Consider the following 22428-nt stretch of genomic DNA (forward strand, 5'->3'; position numbering starts at 1 on the left):
GAAATAAGTGAAATAGTTTAGGTATAAATGGCACTCAGATCAAAATTATTGGATGAAGAAGTAGTAAAATCAGCAAAAGAGATGCTGAAGAAAGTAAGGAATAATGCATATGTTTCAAAAAAACTAAACGCTGTAATTGCAGCAAAAAAGTACAGTATAACGTCTGTAGCAAAAATATATTGCATTTCAAGAAAGGCACTAACTTCGTGGATAAAACTCTTGAAATTTGGCAGAGAAGAAAAACTGTTTGCTCCTCGATCACGCCGAAGAAAAACTAAATTAAATCAGGCTCAACTACAGCAAATTGAAGCATGGATAGAAGAAAACCCTAATATTACCATTAAAGAAATGAGAATAAGAATACAGGAAAAGTTCGACTTAAATATTAGCAAATCTACAGTACACCGCCATATGCAAAAGATGAAATTTTCATATATTACACCAAGACCAGTACACAACGTACAAGATAAAAGTAAACAAGAGGAATTCAAAAAAAAATCTCAATGAAGTTATTGGAAAGTATCCTGAAAAAGAGCTATTTTTCTTTGATGAATCAAGGTTTGGCACACATTCGAAAGTTGGGCATGGATGGTTTAAAAAAGGTACTAGAACTCGGGTTAAAATAAAGTTAGGTAGGCATAATTTTTATCTCTACAGTGCAGTTAATCCTAAAAATGGAGAGAGTTTTAGCTTATTTGCACCAAATGTTAACACTGATTGCATGAATATATTTCTTGAGCAAATGTTGCAATATCTAGGGACAAGAGAAGCTGTTCTTGTTATGGACTGTGCTAGTTGGCATAAGTCAAAAAATTTAAAGGTACCTAAAAACATTGAGATTATATACCTACCTCCATATTCACCTGAACTTAATCCTGTTGAGAGGCTTTGGTTATATATAAAACAGAACATTTTGCGCAATAAAATATACAGTACTATTGCTTTGCTTGAGAGCACTTTATGCAAATTTCTTACCTCTCTTGCTACTTCTACAATTAAACAACTCTGCTCTGTTTCCTATTTGACTCCACAACAATGAGAATTGGTATAAGACAGAAGTTCATAGTACTACTAATGTTGTTGCTGAAGAGAGAACTGTATCAAACGACAATAGTGAAATACTATAATGCACCCATTTGTCTAGACCATTTTTTTCAAAGTGATCCGATTTTTAAAATGAATATGTTGATAAATACGTCGACACACATTTAAAGTATTTATCAATATATTCATTTACTGTTTATGATAATAAAGATCAGCAGGAACTTTATAATGTAGAGTCTGATGTCGCCTTCTATAGTTATACCAAGCAACAAAATCATTTATTATAAGATTTAAATCTCTGATACTATTTGGTCTATAATAATATATAGCTTCTTGCTTTAAAGTTCTCCATAAGCGCTCAACAAATATATTGTCGAAGCAACGTCCTTTATGGTCCATACTGATTTTAATATTAGCACGCTCTAATTCCATAATAAAGTTGTATACCAATTCCCGTTACACGGGAAACAGATAGACAATAATGGAAGAAAAGCCATAATGAAATAAGTGAAATAGTTTAGGTATAAATGGCACTCAGATCAAAATTATTGGATGAAGAAGTAGTAAAATCAGCAAAAGAGATGCTGAAGAAAGTAAGGAATAATGCATATGTTTCAAAAAAACTAAACGCTGTAATTGCAGCAAAAAAGTACAGTATAACGTCTGTAGCAAAAATATATTGCATTTCAAGAAAGGCACTAACTTCGTGGATAAAACTCTTGAAATTTGGCAGAGAAGAAAAACTGTTTGCTCCTCGATCACGCCGAAGAAAAACTAAATTAAATCAGGCTCAACTACAGCAAATTGAAGCATGGATAGAAGAAAACCCTAATATTACCATTAAAGAAATGAGAATAAGAATACAGGAAAAGTTCGACTTAAATATTAGCAAATCTACAGTACACCGCCATATGCAAAAGATGAAATTTTCATATATTACACCAAGACCAGTACACAACGTACAAGATAAAAGTAAACAAGAGGAATTCAAAAAAAAATCTCAATGAAGTTATTGGAAAGTATCCTGAAAAAGAGCTATTTTTCTTTGATGAATCAAGGTTTGGCACACATTCGAAAGTTGGGCATGGATGGTTTAAAAAAGGTACTAGAACTCGGGTTAAAATAAAGTTAGGTAGGCATAATTTTTATCTCTACAGTGCAGTTAATCCTAAAAATGGAGAGAGTTTTAGCTTATTTGCACCAAATGTTAACACTGATTGCATGAATATATTTCTTGAGCAAATGTTGCAATATCTAGGGACAAGAGAAGCTGTTCTTGTTATGGACTGTGCTAGTTGGCATAAGTCAAAAAATTTAAAGGTACCTAAAAACATTGAGATTATATACCTACCTCCATATTCACCTGAACTTAATCCTGTTGAGAGGCTTTGGTTATATATAAAACAGAACATTTTGCGCAATAAAATATACAGTACTATTGCTTTGCTTGAGAGCACTTTATGCAAATTTCTTACCTCTCTTGCTACTTCTACAATTAAACAACTCTGCTCTGTTTCCTATTTGACTCCACAACAATGAGAATTGGTATTAGGAGCTGATGTCACTGCTATAAAGGCTAAGACTGATAAGATGCCTGCTGACTTAAACGCTGAGTTAATTAAGTTAACTACAATAGGAAATGCTATAAATAGTAATGGTAACGTCACTGAAGCTGCTAAAGCTGTACTAGAGAGCAGTTTCAAGAAAGCTATTAAAGAAGCTGGAGAAGATGGTAGCGAATGGCTTAAAAATGAGATAAAAGAGATAGTGTCACAGCCATCCTTCGAGATTCCAACAGATTCAAGTTCACCTCTTTCTTGGGATTGGTAATGTAAGTGCTAGTGAATGACATCGCAAGATGTCATTCACTGTTGTCATTCCAGTATCACATGCTGGAATGACATCCTTGTTTTATTGCAACTAATTTGCAGTGATTTTTGTTTTAATGTAAATGGAATATAGTCCTATTGCTGCTGCGTTTGAAACATTTAGACTATCAATTACGTTTGACATTGGAATTTTTAAAAGATAATCACAACTTTCTTTCACTAATCTCCGCATTCCTTTCTCTTCAGAACCAAAAATAATTACTCTTTTTTGCCCAAAATTCTTTATTTCATCTATATTTTCCTTTGCATTGCAATCAAACCCATAACACCAGTAGCCTATCTTTTTTAAAGACTCCATCGTTTTTACTATGTTTGTAACGTATATTAGAGGAACAATATCCAGTGCTCCACTTGCTGCTTTTGCGATAGATGCATTTTCGCTCGGTGAATGGTGATGTGGTAAAACCAGTGCATCAATGTTGAAACAAGCTGAGGTTCTTAAAATCGATCCTATATTGTGTGTATCAGTAATTTGATCTAAAATGACTATAGTAGAGCTGTTTTCAGCTATTTCTTCAATATTTAAGCTATGAAAAATAGGAGTAACTTTTAAAGCAATTCCTTGGTGATTTACACCTTTGGGTAAAACATCATTGAACATTTTGTTCTCTACCAGTCGAGGTTTAATGCCCTTACTATCTGCACATTGTTTAATTTCTTTCTCAAATTCTCTGTAGAAATTTTCTGTTACTAACAGTTCTATACACCGCCTATTTTTGTTTCTTAATGCTGAAATACAAGTGTGCTTTCCATATATCCAACAGTTTTCATTAGCTTTTGATGATTTCATCTCATTATTGAAAATCAGTTTTTTATAGAATAAGCAATATTTTACTGTGTTTATATATTGTTGTAAAATTATGCAGTTCAATTAATGAATTTATGTCAGATGATGAGTTATACCAATTCCCGTTACACGGGAAACAGATAGACAATAATGGAAGAAAAGCCATAATGAAATAAGTGAAATAGTTTAGGTATAAATGGCACTCAGATCAAAATTATTGGATGAAGAAGTAGTAAAATCAGCAAAAGAGATGCTGAAGAAAGTAAGGAATAATGCATATGTTTCAAAAAAACTAAACGCTGTAATTGCAGCAAAAAAGTACAGTATAACGTCTGTAGCAAAAATATATTGCATTTCAAGAAAGGCACTAACTTCGTGGATAAAACTCTTGAAATTTGGCAGAGAAGAAAAACTGTTTGCTCCTCGATCACGCCGAAGAAAAACTAAATTAAATCAGGCTCAACTACAGCAAATTGAAGCATGGATAGAAGAAAACCCTAATATTACCATTAAAGAAATGAGAATAAGAATACAGGAAAAGTTCGACTTAAATATTAGCAAATCTACAGTACACCGCCATATGCAAAAGATGAAATTTTCATATATTACACCAAGACCAGTACACAACGTACAAGATAAAAGTAAACAAGAGGAATTCAAAAAAAAATCTCAATGAAGTTATTGGAAAGTATCCTGAAAAAGAGCTATTTTTCTTTGATGAATCAAGGTTTGGCACACATTCGAAAGTTGGGCATGGATGGTTTAAAAAAGGTACTAGAACTCGGGTTAAAATAAAGTTAGGTAGGCATAATTTTTATCTCTACAGTGCAGTTAATCCTAAAAATGGAGAGAGTTTTAGCTTATTTGCACCAAATGTTAACACTGATTGCATGAATATATTTCTTGAGCAAATGTTGCAATATCTAGGGACAAGAGAAGCTGTTCTTGTTATGGACTGTGCTAGTTGGCATAAGTCAAAAAATTTAAAGGTACCTAAAAACATTGAGATTATATACCTACCTCCATATTCACCTGAACTTAATCCTGTTGAGAGGCTTTGGTTATATATAAAACAGAACATTTTGCGCAATAAAATATACAGTACTATTGCTTTGCTTGAGAGCACTTTATGCAAATTTCTTACCTCTCTTGCTACTTCTACAATTAAACAACTCTGCTCTGTTTCCTATTTGACTCCACAACAATGAGAATTTGTATAAGAACCAAAACGTTCGCTTCCGCCAAGATGAGTGTAATCAGCCTTATCATCAAACACATAAATTTTGAACGTTTGTTCTGAGCTACCAGGCTCCAACTTAAATGCATCTTTAAAATTAGTAGCTGTTTCTCTTATTTCACTTTCAATTTTAGCAACTTTACTTGCTCTTAAATCGTGAGAATAAACCTCTACTTTAATATTTAAATCTTTAACTTCTATAACATGCTTATCGTTAAAATATTCTTCTTTAGTTATATTTTTATTTACTTGTTGATTAATTGTCATAATTCTAATACCAATTCTCATTGTTGTGGAGTCAAATAGGAAACAGAGCAGAGTTGTTTAATTGTAGAAGTAGCAAGAGAGGTAAGAAATTTGCATAAAGTGCTCTCAAGCAAAGCAATAGTACTGTATATTTTATTGCGCAAAATGTTCTGTTTTATATATAACCAAAGCCTCTCAACAGGATTAAGTTCAGGTGAATATGGAGGTAGGTATATAATCTCAATGTTTTTAGGTACCTTTAAATTTTTTGACTTATGCCAACTAGCACAGTCCATAACAAGAACAGCTTCTCTTGTCCCTAGATATTGCAACATTTGCTCAAGAAATATATTCATGCAATCAGTGTTAACATTTGGTGCAAATAAGCTAAAACTCTCTCCATTTTTAGGATTAACTGCACTGTAGAGATAAAAATTATGCCTACCTAACTTTATTTTAACCCGAGTTCTAGTACCTTTTTTAAACCATCCATGCCCAACTTTCGAATGTGTGCCAAACCTTGATTCATCAAAGAAAAATAGCTCTTTTTCAGGATACTTTCCAATAACTTCATTGAGATTTTTTTTTGAATTCCTCTTGTTTACTTTTATCTTGTACGTTGTGTACTGGTCTTGGTGTAATATATGAAAATTTCATCTTTTGCATATGGCGGTGTACTGTAGATTTGCTAATATTTAAGTCGAACTTTTCCTGTATTCTTATTCTCATTTCTTTAATGGTAATATTAGGGTTTTCTTCTATCCATGCTTCAATTTGCTGTAGTTGAGCCTGATTTAATTTAGTTTTTCTTCGGCGTGATCGAGGAGCAAACAGTTTTTCTTCTCTGCCAAATTTCAAGAGTTTTATCCACGAAGTTAGTGCCTTTCTTATAATGCACCCCATAAACTAGACCAAAAAAAAATGGTTGATCCGAGTAGGAAGGTAAAGGGGTAAAAGTATGGCAACAAAAAAATATGAACCAGAGTTAAAAGCAAAGATAGCTTTGGAAGCAATAAAAAATCAAAAAAGCACAGCTGAGATATGTAGTGAATATAAAATACCATCAACAAATCTATATGATTGGCGTGATAGAGTATTGGCAAGGTTAAAAGACCTATTTGTTGAAGAAAGTGAAAGTGCGAGAAAACAAAGAATCTTAGCGCAAGAAATAGAAAGTTTACATAAAGTAATAGGAGAATTGACAGTGGAAAATAGCTATTTGAAAAAAAAATTACTGAAATAAGCAAAAAAGATAGAGTAAGGTTTATAGAAAAAGATTCTGATCTGTCAATTAGGAAACAGGCTGATTTATTGGGGATTTGCAGATCTAGCCTATATTATAGGCCTATAATTAATAACGAAAGTGAAGTAGCAAATTTGATTCAAGAAGTATATTTGGCTTCTGATTGCCGTTATGGATATCGTAAAATTACTGCTGAAATCATAGCGAGTGGAGTAGTAGTCAATCACAAAAAAATCTTAAGAATTATGAAAAAAATGAAGATTAGTGGGCTGTATTGTAGAAAAAGATGTAATACAAGTATTAAAGAAAAAAAGCATAAAATATATCCTTATTTACTCAAAGATTTGATTATTTGTAGAGTTAATCAGGTATGGGCTACTGATATAACATATATTATGGTAGAAGGTAAGTTTATCTATTTTGTGGCAATAATGGACTTGTATAGTCGCTATATTATTGCTCATTCATTATCACCATATCTCGATGCTGGATTTTGCCTTTATACTCTCAAAGAAGCTCTAAAACAAGGTAAACCTGAGATTTTTAATAGTGATCAGGGGGTGCAGTTTACTAGCTACAACTTTATTATGGAATTAGAGCGTGCTAATATTAAAATCAGTATGGACCATAAAGGACGTTGCTTCGACAATATATTTGTTGAGCGCTTATGGAGAACTTTAAAGCAAGAAGCTATATATTATTATAGACCAAATAGTATCAGAGATTTAAATCTTATAATAAATGATTTTGTTGCTTGGTATAACTATAGAAGGCGACATCAGACTCTACATTATAAAGTTCCTGCTGATCTTTATTATCATAAACAGTAAATGAATATATTGATAAATACTTTAAATGTGTGTCGACGTATTTATCAACATATTCATTTTAAAAATCGGATCACTTTGAAAAAAATGGTCTAGACAAATGGGTGCATTATATCTTGAAATGCAATATATTTTTGCTACAGACGTTATACTGTACTTTTTTGCTGCAATTACAGCGTTTAGTTTTTTTGAAACATATGCATTATTCCTTACTTTCTTCAGCATCTCTTTTGCTGATTTTACTACTTCTTCATCCAATAATTTTGATCTGAGTGCCATTTATACCTAAACTATTTCACTTATTTCATTATGGCTTTTCTTCCATTATTGTCTATCTGTTTCCCGTGTAACGGGAATTGGTATAACCTCTAATTTATTAGTCTTTACAATATCAAGCATAAAGTGACTCATCTGAAAAAAACGTAAATTCTCATATTGGTATAATTTATATCTTAATAAAAAAGTATAGATAGTTAACTTAATATGTAACATTTAGAATGTGGCTAAAATTCTATAGCTGACCTCAAGCAGCTGCTAAGAGCATGTCTTCAAACTATATAGGAAGCAGTGAATAATGTCATTTCAGTAAAAACTGTATGAACATTTTAGTTAATTTACATAGCGAAAGGTGTTACCCCTATAATGCACCCATTTGTCTAGACCATTTTTTTCAAAGTGATCCGATTTTTAAAATGAATATGTTGATAAATACGTCGACACACATTTAAAGTATTTATCAATATATTCATTTACTGTTTATGATAATAAAGATCAGCAGGAACTTTATAATGTAGAGTCTGATGTCGCCTTCTATAGTTATACCAAGCAACAAAATCATTTATTATAAGATTTAAATCTCTGATACTATTTGGTCTATAATAATATATAGCTTCTTGCTTTAAAGTTCTCCATAAGCGCTCAACAAATATATTGTCGAAGCAACGTCCTTTATGGTCCATACTGATTTTAATATTAGCACGCTCTAATTCCATAATAAAGTTGTAGCTAGTAAACTGCACCCCCTGATCACTATTAAAAATCTCAGGTTTACCTTGTTTTAGAGCTTCTTTGAGAGTATAAAGGCAAAATCCAGCATCGAGATATGGTGATAATGAATGAGCAATAATATAGCGACTATACAAGTCCATTATTGCCACAAAATAGATAAACTTACCTTCTACCATAATATATGTTATATCAGTAGCCCATACCTGATTAACTCTACAAATAATCAAATCTTTGAGTAAATAAGGATATATTTTATGCTTTTTTTCTTTAATACTTGTATTACATCTTTTTCTACAATACAGCCCACTAATCTTCATTTTTTTCATAATTCTTAAGATTTTTTTGTGATTGACTACTACTCCACTCGCTATGATTTCAGCAGTAATTTTACGATATCCATAACGGCAATCAGAAGCCAAATATACTTCTTGAATCAAATTTGCTACTTCACTTTCGTTATTAATTATAGGCCTATAATATAGGCTAGATCTGCAAATCCCCAATAAATCAGCCTGTTTCCTAATTGACAGATCAGAATCTTTTTCTATAAACCTTACTCTATCTTTTTTGCTTATTTCAGTAATTTTTTTTTCAAATAGCTATTTTCCACTGTCAATTCTCCTATTACTTTATGTAAACTTTCTATTTCTTGCGCTAAGATTCTTTGTTTTCTCGCACTTTCACTTTCTTCAACAAATAGGTCTTTTAACCTTGCCAATACTCTATCACGCCAATCATATAGATTTGTTGATGGTATTTTATATTCACTACATATCTCAGCTGTGCTTTTTTGATTTTTTATTGCTTCCAAAGCTATCTTTGCTTTTAACTCTGGTTCATATTTTTTTGTTGCCATACTTTTACCCCTTTACCTTCCTACTCGGATCAACCATTTTTTTTTGGTCTAGTTTATGGGGTGCATTATACCCAGTATCATAACACCGGGGTAACGATAAAGGAGAGAGTAGCTATATGCTCTGTCCTGGGATATTTGGTTGTTCAGTGTCAACATTTTCCAATTTTGTAGAAATAGTTCTTGACAATGCAGCACCAACTCCACCCCCAATTGCAGCTGCAGTTACAGTTATAAGGCCAGATTTGAATGATTCTTTATTAACGATGACGTTAAGAATAGATGTATATAATCCTGCAATAACTCCTGATAATACAATATCTTTTGTACTAATTGGCTTTAATATTTTTTTTAAATTATCTGCAGTTAACTTTGCCTTCTGTCTTTCTTCAGGATCATCTGACTTTGACTTCAGTATATTTTCTAAATTATTTACGACTGGCATAGATAGCAGTCCTCCAAGTGTTGCTGCAACAACTTCACCTACTTTTGATTTTCCAAGACTAGTGCTTAAGGTTATTGTCGTAGATATTGAAAATATTACTAAAGACATAGGAATTATTGGATTTTTATTTTCTTGATGTCTTTTCTCTGACTCTTGTTGTTCCCATGATGAGTGTCCATCATAAGTTTGTTGACTAGGATCCTTTTCATTATCGTACCGGCTTTTTTTTGCTGGATCAGATAATACTTCGAATGCTACTGATATCTTTTTGAACTTTTCCTCGCGCTCTTTAAAATTTTTTTTCAGTTGAATTAGTTGATCTCTTTCTGCTTCTGAAAGGTGTGTCTTTGCTTTTAACATATTGAGATCTCCTATTTCAGGAAATTTATCTGGATGAAACTTAAATGCTAATTTTCGATATGCTTTTTTTATCTCGTCTTGAGTAGCATTTCTTTCTACTTCTAATACTTTATAATGATCAATCATTTATTCCTCTACTATTTTGAAACATTTTTCATTACATCACCAATACTATATCTTTATGAAAGCACGGTAATACAATATAAATGTGTAGCAAATATTATAATAACTGTCAAGATTTTAATAAATTAAGTAAAGATTTATAAAAAATACTAAACCCTGTAGCGTTACAAGAAATTTGTTTATTTACCTTCTTAAAATTGCAAGAAATACCCACCTTTATAAGAGCAAGCCGCATAAATACATGGTTGTAAAAATAGAAGCTTCAAATTGCTGCAACAAAGTCAGGTAAATTAGTTCGTATATAAATGTGGCAAAAGTAGTCTAATATAGCTATTTTCACGATATACTAAATTTTCCTACCATTTTCAAATAAATTACATCAACTTGGACATAAATGAAAGTGTATATTTATATAAACAGCTTCTTATTTACAAAATCAGGAATAACTTAGACGGATTTAAGATAGCACTATTACAGTTTACATTAGATCTTAATGACTCTTTTTTTACGTTCTTACTATCAGGAGGTAACTTACATGTCGTTGATCACCTTATATCACGCCATTTTTGATACTTTCAACACTTATGGAAATTTGTCAAAGAATTTCATTCAGCAAGGAGTCTAAAAGCAAATTGACTTCCATTCCACTGAAGCACTATACTAAAGCTACGATGGGTAATTAGCTCAGTTGGTAGAGCACTTGCTTGACGTGCAAGGGGTCGCTGGTTCGAGCCCAGTGTTACCCACGTTTTTTTGCTCATAAAAAGATTTTATATGACAGCAGTGCACAATGGCAAACACTCAATAGCAGAGTCCAAGCGCTTAATTTATTCCATAATAATAGTTGCAATAACAATGCTTATGGAGATAGTAGGTGGAGTAATTTCACACTCGCTTGCTCTGTTATCAGATGCAGGGCATATGCTCACTGATCTTTTTGCCTTGATTTTAAGCTGGGTAGCGCACAAATTTTCAGCTAAGAAATCTGATTTACAGAGGTCATATGGGTATCACAGATTGCAGATAATTGCAGCATTTGTTAATGGTTTAACTCTATTTTTCATTGCAGCGGTCATTATAATTGAATCAATAAAGAGATTCATTTGTCCAGTCAATGTGGAATGGAAAGTAATGCTAATAATTGCCACACTTGGCCTGATCTCTAACATTATAGTCTTTTTTATATTACATAGTAAATGCGAAAGTAATATAAACATAAAAAGTGCTGTATTGCATGTTATCGGAGATATTTTAGGTTCTGTAGCTGCTATACTTGCATCCATAATTATCATGTTTACCGGATGGCAAATAGTGGACCCTATTTTGTCAGTATTTGTCAGTGTAATAATCTTAAACAGTGGATATAAAATTCTCAAGAATTCTTGCCATATACTCCTTGAAGGTACACCTGAGAGTGTATCTGCTGAGGAGATAAAAAGTGAGATTGTATCTAAGTTACCTGAAGTGATAGATGTGCATCATATACATGCATGGTCACTATCTGATAATTATTTTATACTTACTATGCATGCCAAGATAAAGCAAAATGGGCAACATACTAATATTCTGTATGAGATAAAAAAAATACTATTAAATAGATTTGAAATTGCACACTCTACAGTTGAAATTGAATACGATGAGTGCGTAGACAGTAAAATACTTAAGCATTGACATCTATAGGCTATTTGTTATTACTACAATATCATAATATTATAGAGAGTAGGCTATGATAGGTATTTCCCAAATACAATTTCCTGGAAAGGATTCTTACAGATTAAAGACAGCAAGTTACTTCGCAGCTTTTGTTTCTTTAAGCATTTTAGTTAATCCTGCCAATGTCTTTTTATCTTTTGCCACATTGTTTTTTAGATCTGAAATAAAAACTTTTTACGTTTATAAAGACATAAAAGCTGCAAAGCAGGAAAAAATAAGTAAAAAGGAATATTGGGAAATATTTTTTGAGAAAAATAAAATTAAGATAGCATCTTTCCTTTTATTTTTTGCTTCTGTAACATATCTAACCTTTACAACTACTTTTCTGCTCGTTTCGTTACTTGCAACAATACCACTTGCAATGGTTTTAATTCTATTACAAAGTGAATTAAGGCCAAAGGATTTTAATCCATTTACGTTACTCAAAGCTGCTATAAGTTTCTTTTTAGAAGGCATAAAAGAAAATACTCGCAGTATGACAAATAAGTTTGATGGTACTTATGAGCATTTACTGCCCCATCAATTAAATAATGATATCATTAAAAATATTGACAAATTAAAAGATAAATATACTGAACAAGTATCTGAAGACACTATTAATAATGAGGGATTTAAAGAATTTATTGAATATATAAATCACTTACATATGCTTGATGGCCAACCATTTAGTAATGAGAATAAGGGAAAATTAGTAATGTTTTTGCAAGATTTTTGCAAAGGTAATGAGAAACATAGCTCTGGCTTCACTGGTGGACAAATTCTTCTGTTAGTTCTGAGAGCTTGCAATGATGGAGATAGAGAAGATGTAAAAAATAAAAAAGACGCGTTGATTGCAAATTTACTAGATAGCCAAACTTTCTCTAGAAAAGAACGAATTCCTAACACATGTTTTACTGGTGTTATCTACAGAATGTTAAGTACATTAGAGGGTATTCATTCCGATCCAGAGATTAAATTTACACCACCTAGACAAATGCTCCTTACAGAAGCAGAAAATGAAGCACGTAAGTTTATGTTAGACAGGCTAAAAAATAAGAAAAACAGTAAAGAAATTCTTAGTGCTTGGCATAACGCCCAAAATAATTATGAAGATGATAAAAGTCAAAAAATAGTTGATGATTTTATTGCAGAAGTAAGCATTACTTTAATGAGAAGATTACTGAGTTTTACTTCTCAATATAGTGAACAAATTGTGCTGACGTTAATGAAAAATATTAACTCTGTAAAGTTAAATAAATTAGAGCACTTTGCGCTGTCTCAGCACATAACAAATAAACTACAGGGGGATTGTTTAGACGATCAACTCGAAAACATCAAAGGAAAAGTCTTTTTGGAGCTTTTAAACCAAAATTTACTTAGAACAGATTTTTTTCTCAAGGACTCATCTTTAACTGAAGCTAAGAGAATAGCTAGCAAAATAATAAAAGAAGAAGTAAAAGAATTAAAATTGAAAGCCAAGAAGACTATTAAGGGTCAAGTAGACAGAATGTTAGATAGTTTAAGAATGTTACCACTAGAGAAAAGGTGTTATAGGGTATACACGGAACTGAGTAAAAATAGCAGAGACGATAAAGAAGAAATAAAGAAAATTCTGCAAGAAAAACTAGCAATAACAGAAGCAGCGATAAATAACATGTTAAAAAAAGAAGCTTCACACAGGCTAGAGATAGAGATTGAAGATATTTATAATCAAAATAAGCGCAATGTAACCACACTTTATGAAAAAATACAAGAAGTGAAGCAAAGATTCATTGAAGATGAATTTTTAATACCTCAAGAAGTAGAGAGTATAACAAGAGTAAAAATTACAATCTTAAATAAAGAAGATAAAATAATACCATCAAGCAGTTTATCTCGTAGTTTAAGTGTCAGTGATTTAACATCTCATTGCTTATAGAAACTTATGCTCTCTGCCTTGCAGAAGATTTGCAATATTTTTGTAATGCTTCAAGAAAATTAATATCGCTACAGTGAGTAGTATAAGGAATAACTCCTTTTGAAAAAAGAAAGATGCTATAACAGCTGCTGCATTAGCAGCCAAGGAAGCAAGAGAGGAGTACCGAAAGATAAAAAATACTATTAGCCAGACAAATACAAATGCTAATGCTATAGAAATGTTAAGTGCTACTAAAACTCCCAAAGTTGTTGCAACCCCCTTTCCTCCATTGAACCTTAGCCAAATAGGAAACATATGCCCTAGAACTGCTAAAATTGCAGATACATATATATAAAAATCGTTATTATCACAAAATTGTTGTGCTGTATAAACTGCGATAAACCCTTTAGAGGTATCCAGAAATAACGCAATAGCAGCAAGAAATTTATTTCCTGTCCTTGCAACATTTGTAGCGCCAATGTTTCCTGAACCTACTTCTCTTAAATTTATACCATTTATTTTTGCAATAATTAAGCTAAACGGTATTGAACCTAATATGTAAGATAATACAAAGACTACAAATATCTCTATCATAGCAGAAATCTAGCTAATTTTGTTATTCCTTAGCCTTTTTAGATAACATTGGACTTCATTGTTAATCTGATTGCTAAACAGTATAAGTGCTGTCATATTGATGAGTGCTAAACAAGAGAATAAAGCCCCACCAATATTAGCAATAGCCATTATATCTTTAGACAAACCTGACAAAAATGCAACTACCACCACCGCTATACGATATATTACTACACTTTTTACACCAAACAAATACAGCCATCCCATTTCACAACAATATACAAATGAAATTACTGAGGAAAACGCAAACAAAGGCGCAGCGATGGTTAAAAGTATAGGAAACCAAGAAGAAACTGTTTCAAATGCTTTTTGGGTGATCAATATTCCCTCGCCAATGCCAGTCTGGTATGCGCCTGTTATTACTATTGTTATTCCTGTCAAACAACAAATTAACATTGTATCAAAGCATGGTTCTATCATAGCAACTAGACCAGTCCTAACCGGCTCCTCATCTTTAGCTACAGCGTGAGTAATTGCAGCAGAACCAACACCTGCTTCACTGGCAAAAATTGCCCTTTGAATCCCAGCGACAAATGCTCCTACTACTCCACCACCAACAGCATTGAAGTCTATCATACTGGAAAACAATATTTTTAATGTATTGCTAAAATTGTGAATATTGAATGCAATAATCGTGAAACAACTCAAAATATATATGAGTGACATAATAGGCACCAGCGCAGAAGAGACTTGAGCTATTCTCCTTATTCCACCGATAATTACCAGAGCAAGTAACGTAGAAATTATGGAAGAGAGAAACCAAGGATGACCATCTATCCAATTTGAATAGCCAGATAATATTGAAACCATTTGGTTAGTCTGAAATGCCACACTTCCACCAAGACCTGATAATATAAAAAACACTGCATATATTGCAGCTAGGACAATACCAAGTTTCTTAAATCCAAATTTCTCTAGCCCATTTCTTATATATTGAAAGGGACCACTGAATAACTGCTCCTGGCCTTCTGTTCTGTGTCTGAATGCTAAAGTTACTTCAGCAAACTTTGCAGACATACCAAAAAAACCTGTAATCATCATCCAAGGTACCGCTCCTGGCCCTCCCATTGAAATTGCGATTGCAACACCAGCAACAGTTCCAAGGCCTACTGTGCTTGACAGCGCGGTTACAAATGCCTGAAAATGCGTAATGTGACCATCATGATGATCTGTGTCATATTTTCCACATAAAATAGCGAACGCATGCTTAAACATCCTTATGTTGAGAAATCTAAAACGTAGTGTTAGAAATATATAACCAAAGGCCAATAAAAGAATTATAAATGGTACGTGAAAGATCTTGAAAAACAACACTTCATTCATGAAGTTGCTTATTCCATTTAATGCAGTGTCATAACTTTTGTGAAAAACTGAAGCAGCGTATACATCATTAAATGGTAGGCAAAATAACACCATATAAAGCATTCTATAAATCATGTTTAATACCTTTTGTAATAAGAGTCTATTGTATTTAAGACTTTCCTTCTCAGTAGATATATCACAACAGCATTTGGAATCATAAGGCACATAAACAGGCTATCACCTAAATAAGATATAAATTCTATATTTTTTGATATACAGCTGATATACACTGAACCTACTATAAAAAACTGAAACAATATCAGTACTTTTTTGTTACCAAATAAGTACACTAGGGCAACTTCACAGTAGTAATAGTAAGCTATTATTGTGGAAAATGCAAAGGAAAACATTATCAGCGGGAGAGCTAGCTTGCTAAATAAAGGCAAGCCTGTTGAAAATGCTGAGCTAACTAACGTAATATCACCTACGGTATTAGTGCTATGCATATCGGTGATAATTATCACAATACCAGTCAAAAATGAGACTAATATTGTGTCTACAAATGGTGCAATCATTGCAACACTTCCAACTTTAACTGGGTCTTTCTCTTTTACAATCGAATGTGCTATAGCTGCTGTTCCAGTACCTGCTTCATTAGCAAACACTGACCTTCTTACCCCTGCTATTAATCCACTCAATACTCCACCTCCTATAGCTGATTTGTTAAAGATATCTTGAAATATTATAGATAGAGCATTCAGTAGATTATTTCCGTTTACACAGATTAAATATATACACATGCCTATATATAACATTATCATGATCGGCCCTAAACCTGTTGCAACTAAAGCAATTCGCTTTATTCCTCCCAGTATTACAATTAATACAAATAGCGAGATAATAACAGATGTGTTGTATTCAAATAAGTTACTTGACAACGCTGCAATTTGATTTGCCTGAAATGGTATGCCGCCTAGAATCATTGCAACAAGCAGCATAACTGCGTAGATAAATGCAAGGAATTTGCCAGTCTTCATAAATCCAATCTTTGCAAGTCCATGTTCCATATAATAAAAAGCCCCACCAGTTGTGTTTTCAGAGCGATGAGTAAATGCAAGCACTACTTCAGCAAATTTTATTGACATGCCAAGTACCCCGGTAATTATCATCCAAAAAACTGCACTTGGCCCCCCTATTGTAATAGCTATTGCAACTCCTGATATTGTTCCAAGACCAACTGTTCCTGAAATTACCGTTGCAAATGCCTGAATGTGGGTGATTATGCCGTTATTATTATGGCTCTCTAGGTTGAATAGTGTTTGTATCCCATGTTTGAACAACCTAAAGTTAATGAATTTGAATCGAATCGTACAAAAAACCCCAGTTGCAATTACCCAAATAATTATAAATGGTATGTTGAATATCTTTATATATAAAAAAGAGTTTAATAGATCAGTTACTTTTATAATCATGCTGCTCACTATTTTTTATATAGCTGACTAGTTTTATATGCGTAATGTATATAAAGTCCGGTACTTATTGGAATAGTCAAGATATAAACTGCACCTAAAATTGGTAGTGTTATCCAGGGCTTACTTATAAAAAATATGATCAATATTCCAAAAAATGACACAAATATATAAGATAAACTTTTAGGGACATAAATGTATTTTGCAGAGAAAGTTGGAATATGACTTATCGAAAAAAATGAAATGGCCAAAAAGTAACAAGCTGTATTCTTTACGTTAAAAAATTGCTCTATAAGAAGTAAATATTCACTTTCATGAGATTGAAAGGTAATAATTATTGGAAACAGAACAAGTAAAGCGCATACAGGAGCTGGAACACCAGAAAAGAAAAATTTTTTCCAGTATACTTGCTCTAAATGTAGCGAAACATTGAATCTTGCAAGTCTTATTGATATGCAGATTACATATATCATTACTAAAATCCATCCTACAACTTTAATTTCCTTTAATTTCCAAAAATATAAAAGAAAAGCAGGTGCTGAACCAAAATTTAGAAAATCTGCAAAAGAATCAAGCTGTGCTCCAAAATCGCTAGTTGATTTTAAAATTCTGGCTATCCTGCCGTCCATTCCATCTATTATTGCTGCAATGATAATAAAAATTGCTGAAAATTCCCATTGTTCATTAAATGTGAATTTAAGTGAAGTAAGGCCAGCACATAAACCCAGTAAAGTTATAAAATTTGGAAATAACTTGGTAATAGGTAAGGATTTACTGTTACTTTCATCATTATTCATATAACATCAAAAGTAAGCTTCTCTTGTTTATTAAAATCTGCTATAATTGTCTCACCGCCAATAACAGTTTGTCCTTCTGAAACTCTTACTTCTATACCAATAGGAATATAAATATTTACTCTGCTACCAAATCTTATAATTCCAAATCTTTCACCTGCTTTTACGCTCTGAGATGTCCTCAAATTACAAACAATGCGGCGTGCAATAAATCCAGCTATTTGTTCCACAATGATTTCTTTTCCCTTTTCATATTCAATCACAATAATCTGCTTTTCATTTTCATTACTGGACCTATTACTCATTGCAGAAACAAACTTGCCTTTCTTGTAGCTCATTTCCTTTATCGTACCAGATATTGGTATACGATTAACGTGGACATTCAAAACACTTAGAAATATGCTAACAAGCGTAAACTTCTTTTCTTCTTCATTCTCTTCTGATAAAGAGTAACTAACTTCTTCTATCTTTGAAATTACACCATCAGCAGGGCTTAATATAAAGTCCTTATTGTTTGGTACAGCTCTTGCTGGATCACGAAAAAAATAGGTACATAATAACGTTGGAAATAAGCAAGTAATTCCAGCTCCCCAAGATATAGAGAATGCTATACATGTTACGATAAAGGAAACAACTATAAATAAATAACCTTCTCTGTTTATATTAGGCAAACCAAAGCACATAATTTATTCTCGATAATTCATTATTAATAATTTATCATTTATAATTTCTCATGAAAAGCTTTTTTTCACTGCTTCACTTTTGGAATGATTATATAAGCATTTGCTTATATAATCATTGATGGGTATTAAATTTTTAATAAAAATTAAAGATTTTTACTGTTGTTAATATTATTTTAATAAAAAATTAATAATAATTCTTAATAATATATGAATTATTATGTTCGCAATTTCGTATGACAGGGGAAATAGAAAAAGATGAATCTCCTTCCTTATACTCTGCAATTCGGATGGGTGATATTGAAGCTACAGAGCTGCTAATAAAGTTTGGTGCAAATGTCAATGATAATTATGAACGTAATCGTACGCCACTGCATGTTGCTATCGGGTATAAGCAGTTTGAAATAGCGAAATTGCTGATAAATAACGGAGCAAACGTTAACGCAAAAACTGGAAATCATGGCAAAGATGACTTAACACCAATGCACCTTGCAATTTTTGCAAACACGCCAGAGTTTATAGAATTGCTAGCTAGCAATGGTGCGTTAATTAATGAAAGGGAAAGCACTGAAGGACATACACCTTTTCACCTTGCTGCTTTATATGGGAATAAAAGTGTAATACAAGCCTTAGTTGATAAGGGACAGGATATTGAAGATATTGATAATAATGGGCGGACAGCTTTATTTTTAGCTATTAGACAATGCACTGAAGCAAAGGATGATAGCAGAGTAGAAGTTATCGAGTATTTGATAAATAAACTCAAAGCAGACATAACGAAAAAAGATAATAATAACAACACAATACTTTTTCCTGCTGCTAATAATTGTCCTGGAAAAGTAGTGGAACTCATCATTAAACAATATATAGAAAGCTTTGGTAGAGATCGGTTGAAGAATTTTATCAACCACAAAAATAAAGCTGGAATGGATGCCTTGGATATTGCACTCAATAGTGGAAATGAAGAGGCCATTGAAGTACTTATACCAATTCCCGTTACACGGGAAACAGATAGACAATAATGGAAGAAAAGCCATAATGAAATAAGTGAAATAGTTTAGGTATAAATGGCACTCAGATCAAAATTATTGGATGAAGAAGTAGTAAAATCAGCAAAAGAGATGCTGAAGAAAGTAAGGAATAATGCATATGTTTCAAAAAAACTAAACGCTGTAATTGCAGCAAAAAAGTACAGTATAACGTCTGTAGCAAAAATATATTGCATTTCAAGAAAGGCACTAACTTCGTGGATAAAACTCTTGAAATTTGGCAGAGAAGAAAAACTGTTTGCTCCTCGATCACGCCGAAGAAAAACTAAATTAAATCAGGCTCAACTACAGCAAATTGAAGCATGGATAGAAGAAAACCCTAATATTACCATTAAAGAAATGAGAATAAGAATACAGGAAAAGTTCGACTTAAATATTAGCAAATCTACAGTACACCGCCATATGCAAAAGATGAAATTTTCATATATTACACCAAGACCAGTACACAACGTACAAGATAAAAGTAAACAAGAGGAATTCAAAAAAAAATCTCAATGAAGTTATTGGAAAGTATCCTGAAAAAGAGCTATTTTTCTTTGATGAATCAAGGTTTGGCACACATTCGAAAGTTGGGCATGGATGGTTTAAAAAAGGTACTAGAACTCGGGTTAAAATAAAGTTAGGTAGGCATAATTTTTATCTCTACAGTGCAGTTAATCCTAAAAATGGAGAGAGTTTTAGCTTATTTGCACCAAATGTTAACACTGATTGCATGAATATATTTCTTGAGCAAATGTTGCAATATCTAGGGACAAGAGAAGCTGTTCTTGTTATGGACTGTGCTAGTTGGCATAAGTCAAAAAATTTAAAGGTACCTAAAAACATTGAGATTATATACCTACCTCCATATTCACCTGAACTTAATCCTGTTGAGAGGCTTTGGTTATATATAAAACAGAACATTTTGCGCAATAAAATATACAGTACTATTGCTTTGCTTGAGAGCACTTTATGCAAATTTCTTACCTCTCTTGCTACTTCTACAATTAAACAACTCTGCTCTGTTTCCTATTTGACTCCACAACAATGAGAATTGGTATTAGATCATATGGAGCAGACATTGAGAAGATAGAGGGTGAAAGTCGTCTATTTCGTACAGTAAAAGAAGGTAATATAGAAAAAACGAGGCTTCTTTTAGAGCAAGGAGCAAACGTTAATATAAAAAATGGAAAGGGGCTTACTCCTTTAGATATTGCGATGCGGGAAAACGATCAAGACATGGCTCGATTCCTAAGAGAGAATAAAGCAAAAACAAGTTTAGAGATAAAAGTTCAGTTAGCGGCATTAGTTACGCTAACTATTATAACTCTTGGTTTAGCACTAGTAGTGTATTTTGTTGTGAAAGGTATTCAAGAAATTGCTGCACAAAAAACAGGCAGTACTCTCAATAATGTAGAAAGTACAAAGATAGAACCTCCTATCAAGCAAAAATAAAGCTTTTTACAGGTAGTTGATAAGTTTCTTGCTTTATTTAAATTCTTTCTATAGCATGATATATTAATGTTAGAATAGGGTATGTTTGCAGGTCAAAATAATAATCAACAGCAAAATAGAAATAGAGCACAGGCTTTAATAGAAAGAGTGCAAAATGCTTACAACAACACTAATAAAATTAAAAGATTCATTAATATAGTTTTATTAGTAAGTATGATTCCTTCATTTTTTCTTCTTGTACAGCTCTCTTTGTATTTATCATTAGTAAATTATTTTTTCAAACCAAGGGAAAATGAAAAAAGATTATCAGCGTGGCCAAAAAATGTTATTAGAATAACATTAAGCATTTTTTTAATTATACACATTATTAATTCCTGTGTGCTTTTGGTACTGCCTATATTGTGCTTATGGTTGCTAAACAAATCACTCATTGAAGAAATACAGCAGTTTAACGATTTAATACAACAAATTCCAGAGGAAGAAAGGCCTATTTTCTTTCAAGATTTAGCAGCCATTCCTTTTATGGCACAAACTACTCATGACCCAAGTGCAGTTGCTAGTATAAACTTGAGTGTTGATAGACTCATAGAAAAGTATAAAGAGAATTTAAGCAAAGATGAATTCTATGTACAGCTAAATAGAGGCAACACAACCGACATTGAAGAGTACATCAAACAGTCAAATGAATTTACAGAAGGCGATAAATCTAATGCACTTGAATGCTTAAGATTTATCAATAGAACAGGAGATAATTTTAAAGACAATCATAGTAAGTTAACACTAAAGCAAGCAGCTATTTTATGTTGGAAAGCCTGCAATGATAGAAATACAGGGACAGAGAATCAAAGAACTCCTTTGAATGATGAAGACATAAAAAACAGAAAAGATATGTTTTTAAAAGGTCTTGTAGACGCTGCAACAACTTACGGTAATCAAGGTCAAAGTTGTGCAGGTGGAACATACAATAAATTATTTGAGTCTTTATCTGGCTTACATCCATCAGTGGTTATTACACTCGATGGAGAAGAGGCTAGAGCAATGATAAAAGAAACGATCACACAAAAATTCTCTGAAATGGCCAGAGCCAATTTCACCAATTTCTCTGGAAAAGAACAAGAAAGGATCCGTAGCGAGTTACCAGAGTTATCATCTGAAACAGTAAGGTATATTATGACTACGCATTCAGCTCTTGAGAGAAGGTGTCAAGAGTTCAGCAATAGATTAAACAATGATAAAAAGAATGAAATATTAGAAGAGTGTATGAGCAACTTATCCTTTGTTGAGCTAGAAAGTCCAATTGAAAGAAGAAGGTAAATTGTATTTGATTCTAGCCATTTATCTTGAAATATGAAGCAGAGTTTTGGATTATTTGAACTTAAGTTTATGTATTGAAATAACATGTAAAACCACTTCGTG

Annotated in this window: 21 protein-coding genes, 1 tRNA gene and 4 pseudogenes; 13 read left to right on the forward strand and 13 right to left on the reverse strand. The window is 32.4% G+C overall.

Annotated elements, in window-relative coordinates; all coding sequences use genetic code 11:
• Positions 1–27 precede the first annotated feature (27 nt).
• Both OOK99_RS05185 and OOK99_RS05190 read left to right on the forward strand, forming a co-directional pair.
• Positions 28–1039, forward strand: a protein-coding gene (locus tag OOK99_RS05185) for an IS630 family transposase (protein WP_264719384.1) whose coding sequence is annotated in 2 segments (ribosomal slippage) — positions 28–489 and positions 491–1039 — 1011 coding nt in all. Because the reading frame shifts where the segments join, the coding sequence is not laid out codon by codon here.
• Positions 1036–1212, forward strand: coding sequence for a hypothetical protein (locus tag OOK99_RS05190; protein ID WP_264719619.1), 177 nt, complete (start codon positions 1036–1038; stop codon positions 1210–1212). The genes OOK99_RS05185 and OOK99_RS05190 overlap by 4 nt, the downstream gene beginning before the upstream one ends.
• A gap of 21 nt (positions 1213–1233) precedes the next feature.
• On the opposite strand, the pseudogene OOK99_RS05195 reads toward OOK99_RS05190, so the two are convergent.
• Positions 1234–1488, reverse strand: a pseudogene (locus tag OOK99_RS05195) (integrase core domain-containing protein); the annotation flags it as partial.
• 83 nt (positions 1489–1571) lie between these two features.
• Between OOK99_RS05195 and OOK99_RS05200 the strand changes: the two are divergent.
• Positions 1572–2583, forward strand: a protein-coding gene (locus tag OOK99_RS05200) for an IS630 family transposase (RefSeq protein WP_264719384.1) whose coding sequence is annotated in 2 segments (ribosomal slippage) — positions 1572–2033 and positions 2035–2583 — 1011 coding nt in all. Because the reading frame shifts where the segments join, the coding sequence is not laid out codon by codon here.
• 3 nt (positions 2584–2586) lie between these two features.
• Positions 2587–2874 (forward strand): hypothetical protein, encoded by a 288-nt coding sequence (locus OOK99_RS05205; RefSeq protein WP_264719620.1) that lies wholly within the window; start codon positions 2587–2589, stop codon positions 2872–2874.
• A 90-nt stretch (positions 2875–2964) separates the two neighbouring features.
• Here the strand turns inward: OOK99_RS05205 and rlmB are convergent, their stop codons facing one another.
• Positions 2965–3723, reverse strand: coding sequence for a 23S rRNA (guanosine(2251)-2'-O)-methyltransferase RlmB (gene rlmB / locus OOK99_RS05210; protein WP_264719623.1), 759 nt, complete (start codon positions 3721–3723; stop codon positions 2965–2967).
• Positions 3724–3745: 22 nt separating this feature from the next.
• The gene (locus OOK99_RS05215; protein WP_264719624.1) at positions 3746–3886 is read right to left on the reverse strand and encodes a hypothetical protein; all 141 of its coding nucleotides are present in this window, start codon (positions 3884–3886) and stop codon (positions 3746–3748) included.
• 30 nt (positions 3887–3916) lie between these two features.
• Between OOK99_RS05215 and OOK99_RS05220 the strand changes: the two genes are divergently transcribed.
• Positions 3917–4928 (forward strand): IS630 family transposase gene (locus OOK99_RS05220; RefSeq protein ID WP_264719384.1). Its coding sequence is split into 2 segments (ribosomal slippage): positions 3917–4378 and positions 4380–4928, totalling 1011 coding nucleotides; the frame shifts between segments, so codons are not numbered across the junction.
• Here the strand turns inward: OOK99_RS05220 and OOK99_RS05225 are convergent.
• Both OOK99_RS05225 and OOK99_RS05230 read right to left on the reverse strand, forming a co-directional pair.
• On the reverse strand, positions 4907–5245 hold the full coding sequence (locus OOK99_RS05225; protein ID WP_264719626.1) for a hypothetical protein: 339 nt from the start codon (positions 5243–5245) through the stop codon (positions 4907–4909). The two genes, OOK99_RS05220 and OOK99_RS05225, sit on opposite strands and share 22 nt — an antisense overlap.
• Positions 5242–6097: pseudogene (locus tag OOK99_RS05230) on the reverse strand (IS630 family transposase); the annotation flags it as partial. The gene OOK99_RS05225 and the pseudogene OOK99_RS05230, both read right to left, overlap by 4 nt.
• 64 nt (positions 6098–6161) lie before the next feature.
• On the opposite strand from OOK99_RS05230, the gene OOK99_RS05235 reads away from it, so the two are divergent.
• Positions 6162–7276, forward strand: a protein-coding gene (locus tag OOK99_RS05235) for an IS3-like element ISWpi17 family transposase (RefSeq protein WP_214303219.1) whose coding sequence is annotated in 2 segments (ribosomal slippage) — positions 6162–6435 and positions 6435–7276 — 1116 coding nt in all. Because the reading frame shifts where the segments join, the coding sequence is not laid out codon by codon here.
• 111 nt (positions 7277–7387) lie between these two features.
• On the opposite strand, the pseudogene OOK99_RS05240 reads toward OOK99_RS05235, so the two are convergent.
• From OOK99_RS05240 to OOK99_RS05250, 3 genes and pseudogenes are all read right to left on the reverse strand, one after another.
• Positions 7388–7552 (reverse strand): annotated as a pseudogene (locus OOK99_RS05240) (IS630-like element ISWpi10 family transposase); the annotation flags it as partial.
• A 470-nt stretch (positions 7553–8022) separates the two neighbouring features.
• A protein-coding gene (locus tag OOK99_RS05245) for an IS3-like element ISWpi17 family transposase (RefSeq protein WP_214303219.1) occupies positions 8023–9137 on the reverse strand; the annotation gives its coding sequence in 2 pieces (ribosomal slippage) (positions 8023–8864 and positions 8864–9137; 1116 coding nt in all).
• A 652-nt stretch (positions 9138–9789) separates the two neighbouring features.
• Positions 9790–10065 (reverse strand): annotated as a pseudogene (locus OOK99_RS05250) (DnaJ domain-containing protein); the annotation flags it as partial.
• Positions 10066–10735: 670 nt separating this feature from the next.
• On the opposite strand from OOK99_RS05250, the gene OOK99_RS05255 reads away from it, so the two are divergent.
• The 3 genes from OOK99_RS05255 to OOK99_RS05270 all read left to right on the forward strand — a co-directional run bounded on the left by OOK99_RS05255 (position 10736) and on the right by OOK99_RS05270 (position 13672).
• Positions 10736–10808 (forward strand) — tRNA-Val (locus OOK99_RS05255).
• Between the two features lie 28 nt (positions 10809–10836).
• Positions 10837–11733, forward strand: a complete 897-nt coding sequence (locus OOK99_RS05260) for a cation diffusion facilitator family transporter (RefSeq protein ID WP_250120286.1) — start codon at positions 10837–10839, stop codon at positions 11731–11733.
• Between the two features lie 55 nt (positions 11734–11788).
• On the forward strand, positions 11789–13672 hold the full coding sequence (locus tag OOK99_RS05270; protein WP_458694687.1) for a hypothetical protein: 1884 nt from the start codon (positions 11789–11791) through the stop codon (positions 13670–13672).
• Here the strand turns inward: OOK99_RS05270 and plsY are convergent.
• Genes plsY through OOK99_RS05295 form a run of 5 tightly spaced genes read right to left on the reverse strand, consistent with a single transcriptional unit; the run spans position 13667 to position 18532 of the window.
• Positions 13667–14245, reverse strand: coding sequence for a glycerol-3-phosphate 1-O-acyltransferase PlsY (plsY, locus tag OOK99_RS05275; protein ID WP_406719284.1), 579 nt, complete (start codon positions 14243–14245; stop codon positions 13667–13669). The genes OOK99_RS05270 and plsY overlap by 6 nt on opposite strands.
• 9 nt (positions 14246–14254) lie before the next feature.
• The gene (locus OOK99_RS05280) at positions 14255–15721 is read right to left on the reverse strand and encodes an alanine/glycine:cation symporter family protein (protein ID WP_264719629.1); all 1467 of its coding nucleotides are present in this window, start codon (positions 15719–15721) and stop codon (positions 14255–14257) included.
• A 2-nt stretch (positions 15722–15723) separates the two neighbouring features.
• Positions 15724–17058 carry an alanine/glycine:cation symporter family protein gene (locus OOK99_RS05285; RefSeq protein WP_264719630.1) on the reverse strand — a complete coding sequence of 445 codons (1335 nt, stop codon included), beginning with the start codon at positions 17056–17058 and terminating at the stop codon, positions 15724–15726.
• Between the two features lie 8 nt (positions 17059–17066).
• A complete protein-coding gene (locus OOK99_RS05290; RefSeq protein ID WP_264719631.1) occupies positions 17067–17852 on the reverse strand; it encodes a CDP-alcohol phosphatidyltransferase family protein in 786 nt (261 codons plus the stop codon).
• On the reverse strand, positions 17849–18532 hold the full coding sequence (locus OOK99_RS05295; protein ID WP_264376729.1) for a phosphatidylserine decarboxylase: 684 nt from the start codon (positions 18530–18532) through the stop codon (positions 17849–17851). The genes OOK99_RS05290 and OOK99_RS05295 overlap by 4 nt, the downstream gene beginning before the upstream one ends.
• A 233-nt stretch (positions 18533–18765) precedes the next feature.
• On the opposite strand from OOK99_RS05295, the gene OOK99_RS05300 reads away from it, so the two are divergent.
• The 4 genes from OOK99_RS05300 (at position 18766) to OOK99_RS05315 (ending at position 22326) form a co-directional block, all read left to right on the forward strand.
• Complete coding sequence (locus OOK99_RS05300; protein WP_264719632.1) at positions 18766–19551, forward strand: ankyrin repeat domain-containing protein; 786 nt, start codon at positions 18766–18768, stop codon at positions 19549–19551.
• A gap of 45 nt (positions 19552–19596) precedes the next feature.
• Positions 19597–20608 (forward strand): IS630 family transposase gene (locus OOK99_RS05305; RefSeq protein ID WP_264719384.1). Its coding sequence is split into 2 segments (ribosomal slippage): positions 19597–20058 and positions 20060–20608, totalling 1011 coding nucleotides; the frame shifts between segments, so codons are not numbered across the junction.
• On the forward strand, positions 20605–21012 hold the full coding sequence (locus tag OOK99_RS05310; RefSeq protein WP_264719634.1) for an ankyrin repeat domain-containing protein: 408 nt from the start codon (positions 20605–20607) through the stop codon (positions 21010–21012). The genes OOK99_RS05305 and OOK99_RS05310 overlap by 4 nt, the downstream gene beginning before the upstream one ends.
• 411 nt (positions 21013–21423) lie before the next feature.
• The gene (locus OOK99_RS05315; protein ID WP_264719635.1) at positions 21424–22326 is read left to right on the forward strand and encodes a hypothetical protein; all 903 of its coding nucleotides are present in this window, start codon (positions 21424–21426) and stop codon (positions 22324–22326) included.
• The last annotated feature ends 102 nt before the right edge of the window (positions 22327–22428 follow it).

The sequence above is a fragment of the Wolbachia endosymbiont (group B) of Eucosma cana genome (assembly GCF_947250645.1).
In the GTDB taxonomy this organism is placed as follows: domain Bacteria; phylum Pseudomonadota; class Alphaproteobacteria; order Rickettsiales; family Anaplasmataceae; genus Wolbachia.

Excerpts from the sequence above, each read along its gene's own strand:
- OOK99_RS05215 (WP_264719624.1), bottom strand. The coding sequence starts at position 3,886 with ATGGCTTTTCTTCCATTATTGTCTATCTGTTTCCCGTGTAACGGGAAT.
- OOK99_RS05225 (WP_264719626.1), bottom strand. The coding sequence starts at position 5,245 with ATGAGAATTGGTATTAGAATTATGACAATTAATCAACAAGTAAATAAA.
- OOK99_RS05300 (WP_264719632.1), top strand. The coding sequence starts at position 18,766 with ATGACAGGGGAAATAGAAAAAGATGAATCTCCTTCCTTATACTCTGCA.
- rlmB (WP_264719623.1), bottom strand. The coding sequence starts at position 3,723 with ATGAAATCATCAAAAGCTAATGAAAACTGTTGGATATATGGAAAGCAC.
- plsY (WP_406719284.1), bottom strand. The coding sequence starts at position 14,245 with ATGATAGAGATATTTGTAGTCTTTGTATTATCTTACATATTAGGTTCA.
- OOK99_RS05270 (WP_458694687.1), top strand. The coding sequence starts at position 11,789 with ATGATAGGTATTTCCCAAATACAATTTCCTGGAAAGGATTCTTACAGA.
- OOK99_RS05190 (WP_264719619.1), top strand. The coding sequence starts at position 1,036 with ATGAGAATTGGTATAAGACAGAAGTTCATAGTACTACTAATGTTGTTG.
- OOK99_RS05260 (WP_250120286.1), top strand. The coding sequence starts at position 10,837 with ATGACAGCAGTGCACAATGGCAAACACTCAATAGCAGAGTCCAAGCGC.
- OOK99_RS05280 (WP_264719629.1), bottom strand. The coding sequence starts at position 15,721 with ATGATTTATAGAATGCTTTATATGGTGTTATTTTGCCTACCATTTAAT.
- OOK99_RS05295 (WP_264376729.1), bottom strand. The coding sequence starts at position 18,532 with ATGTGCTTTGGTTTGCCTAATATAAACAGAGAAGGTTATTTATTTATA.
- OOK99_RS05310 (WP_264719634.1), top strand. The coding sequence starts at position 20,605 with ATGAGAATTGGTATTAGATCATATGGAGCAGACATTGAGAAGATAGAG.
- OOK99_RS05285 (WP_264719630.1), bottom strand. The coding sequence starts at position 17,058 with ATGATTATAAAAGTAACTGATCTATTAAACTCTTTTTTATATATAAAG.
- OOK99_RS05290 (WP_264719631.1), bottom strand. The coding sequence starts at position 17,852 with ATGAATAATGATGAAAGTAACAGTAAATCCTTACCTATTACCAAGTTA.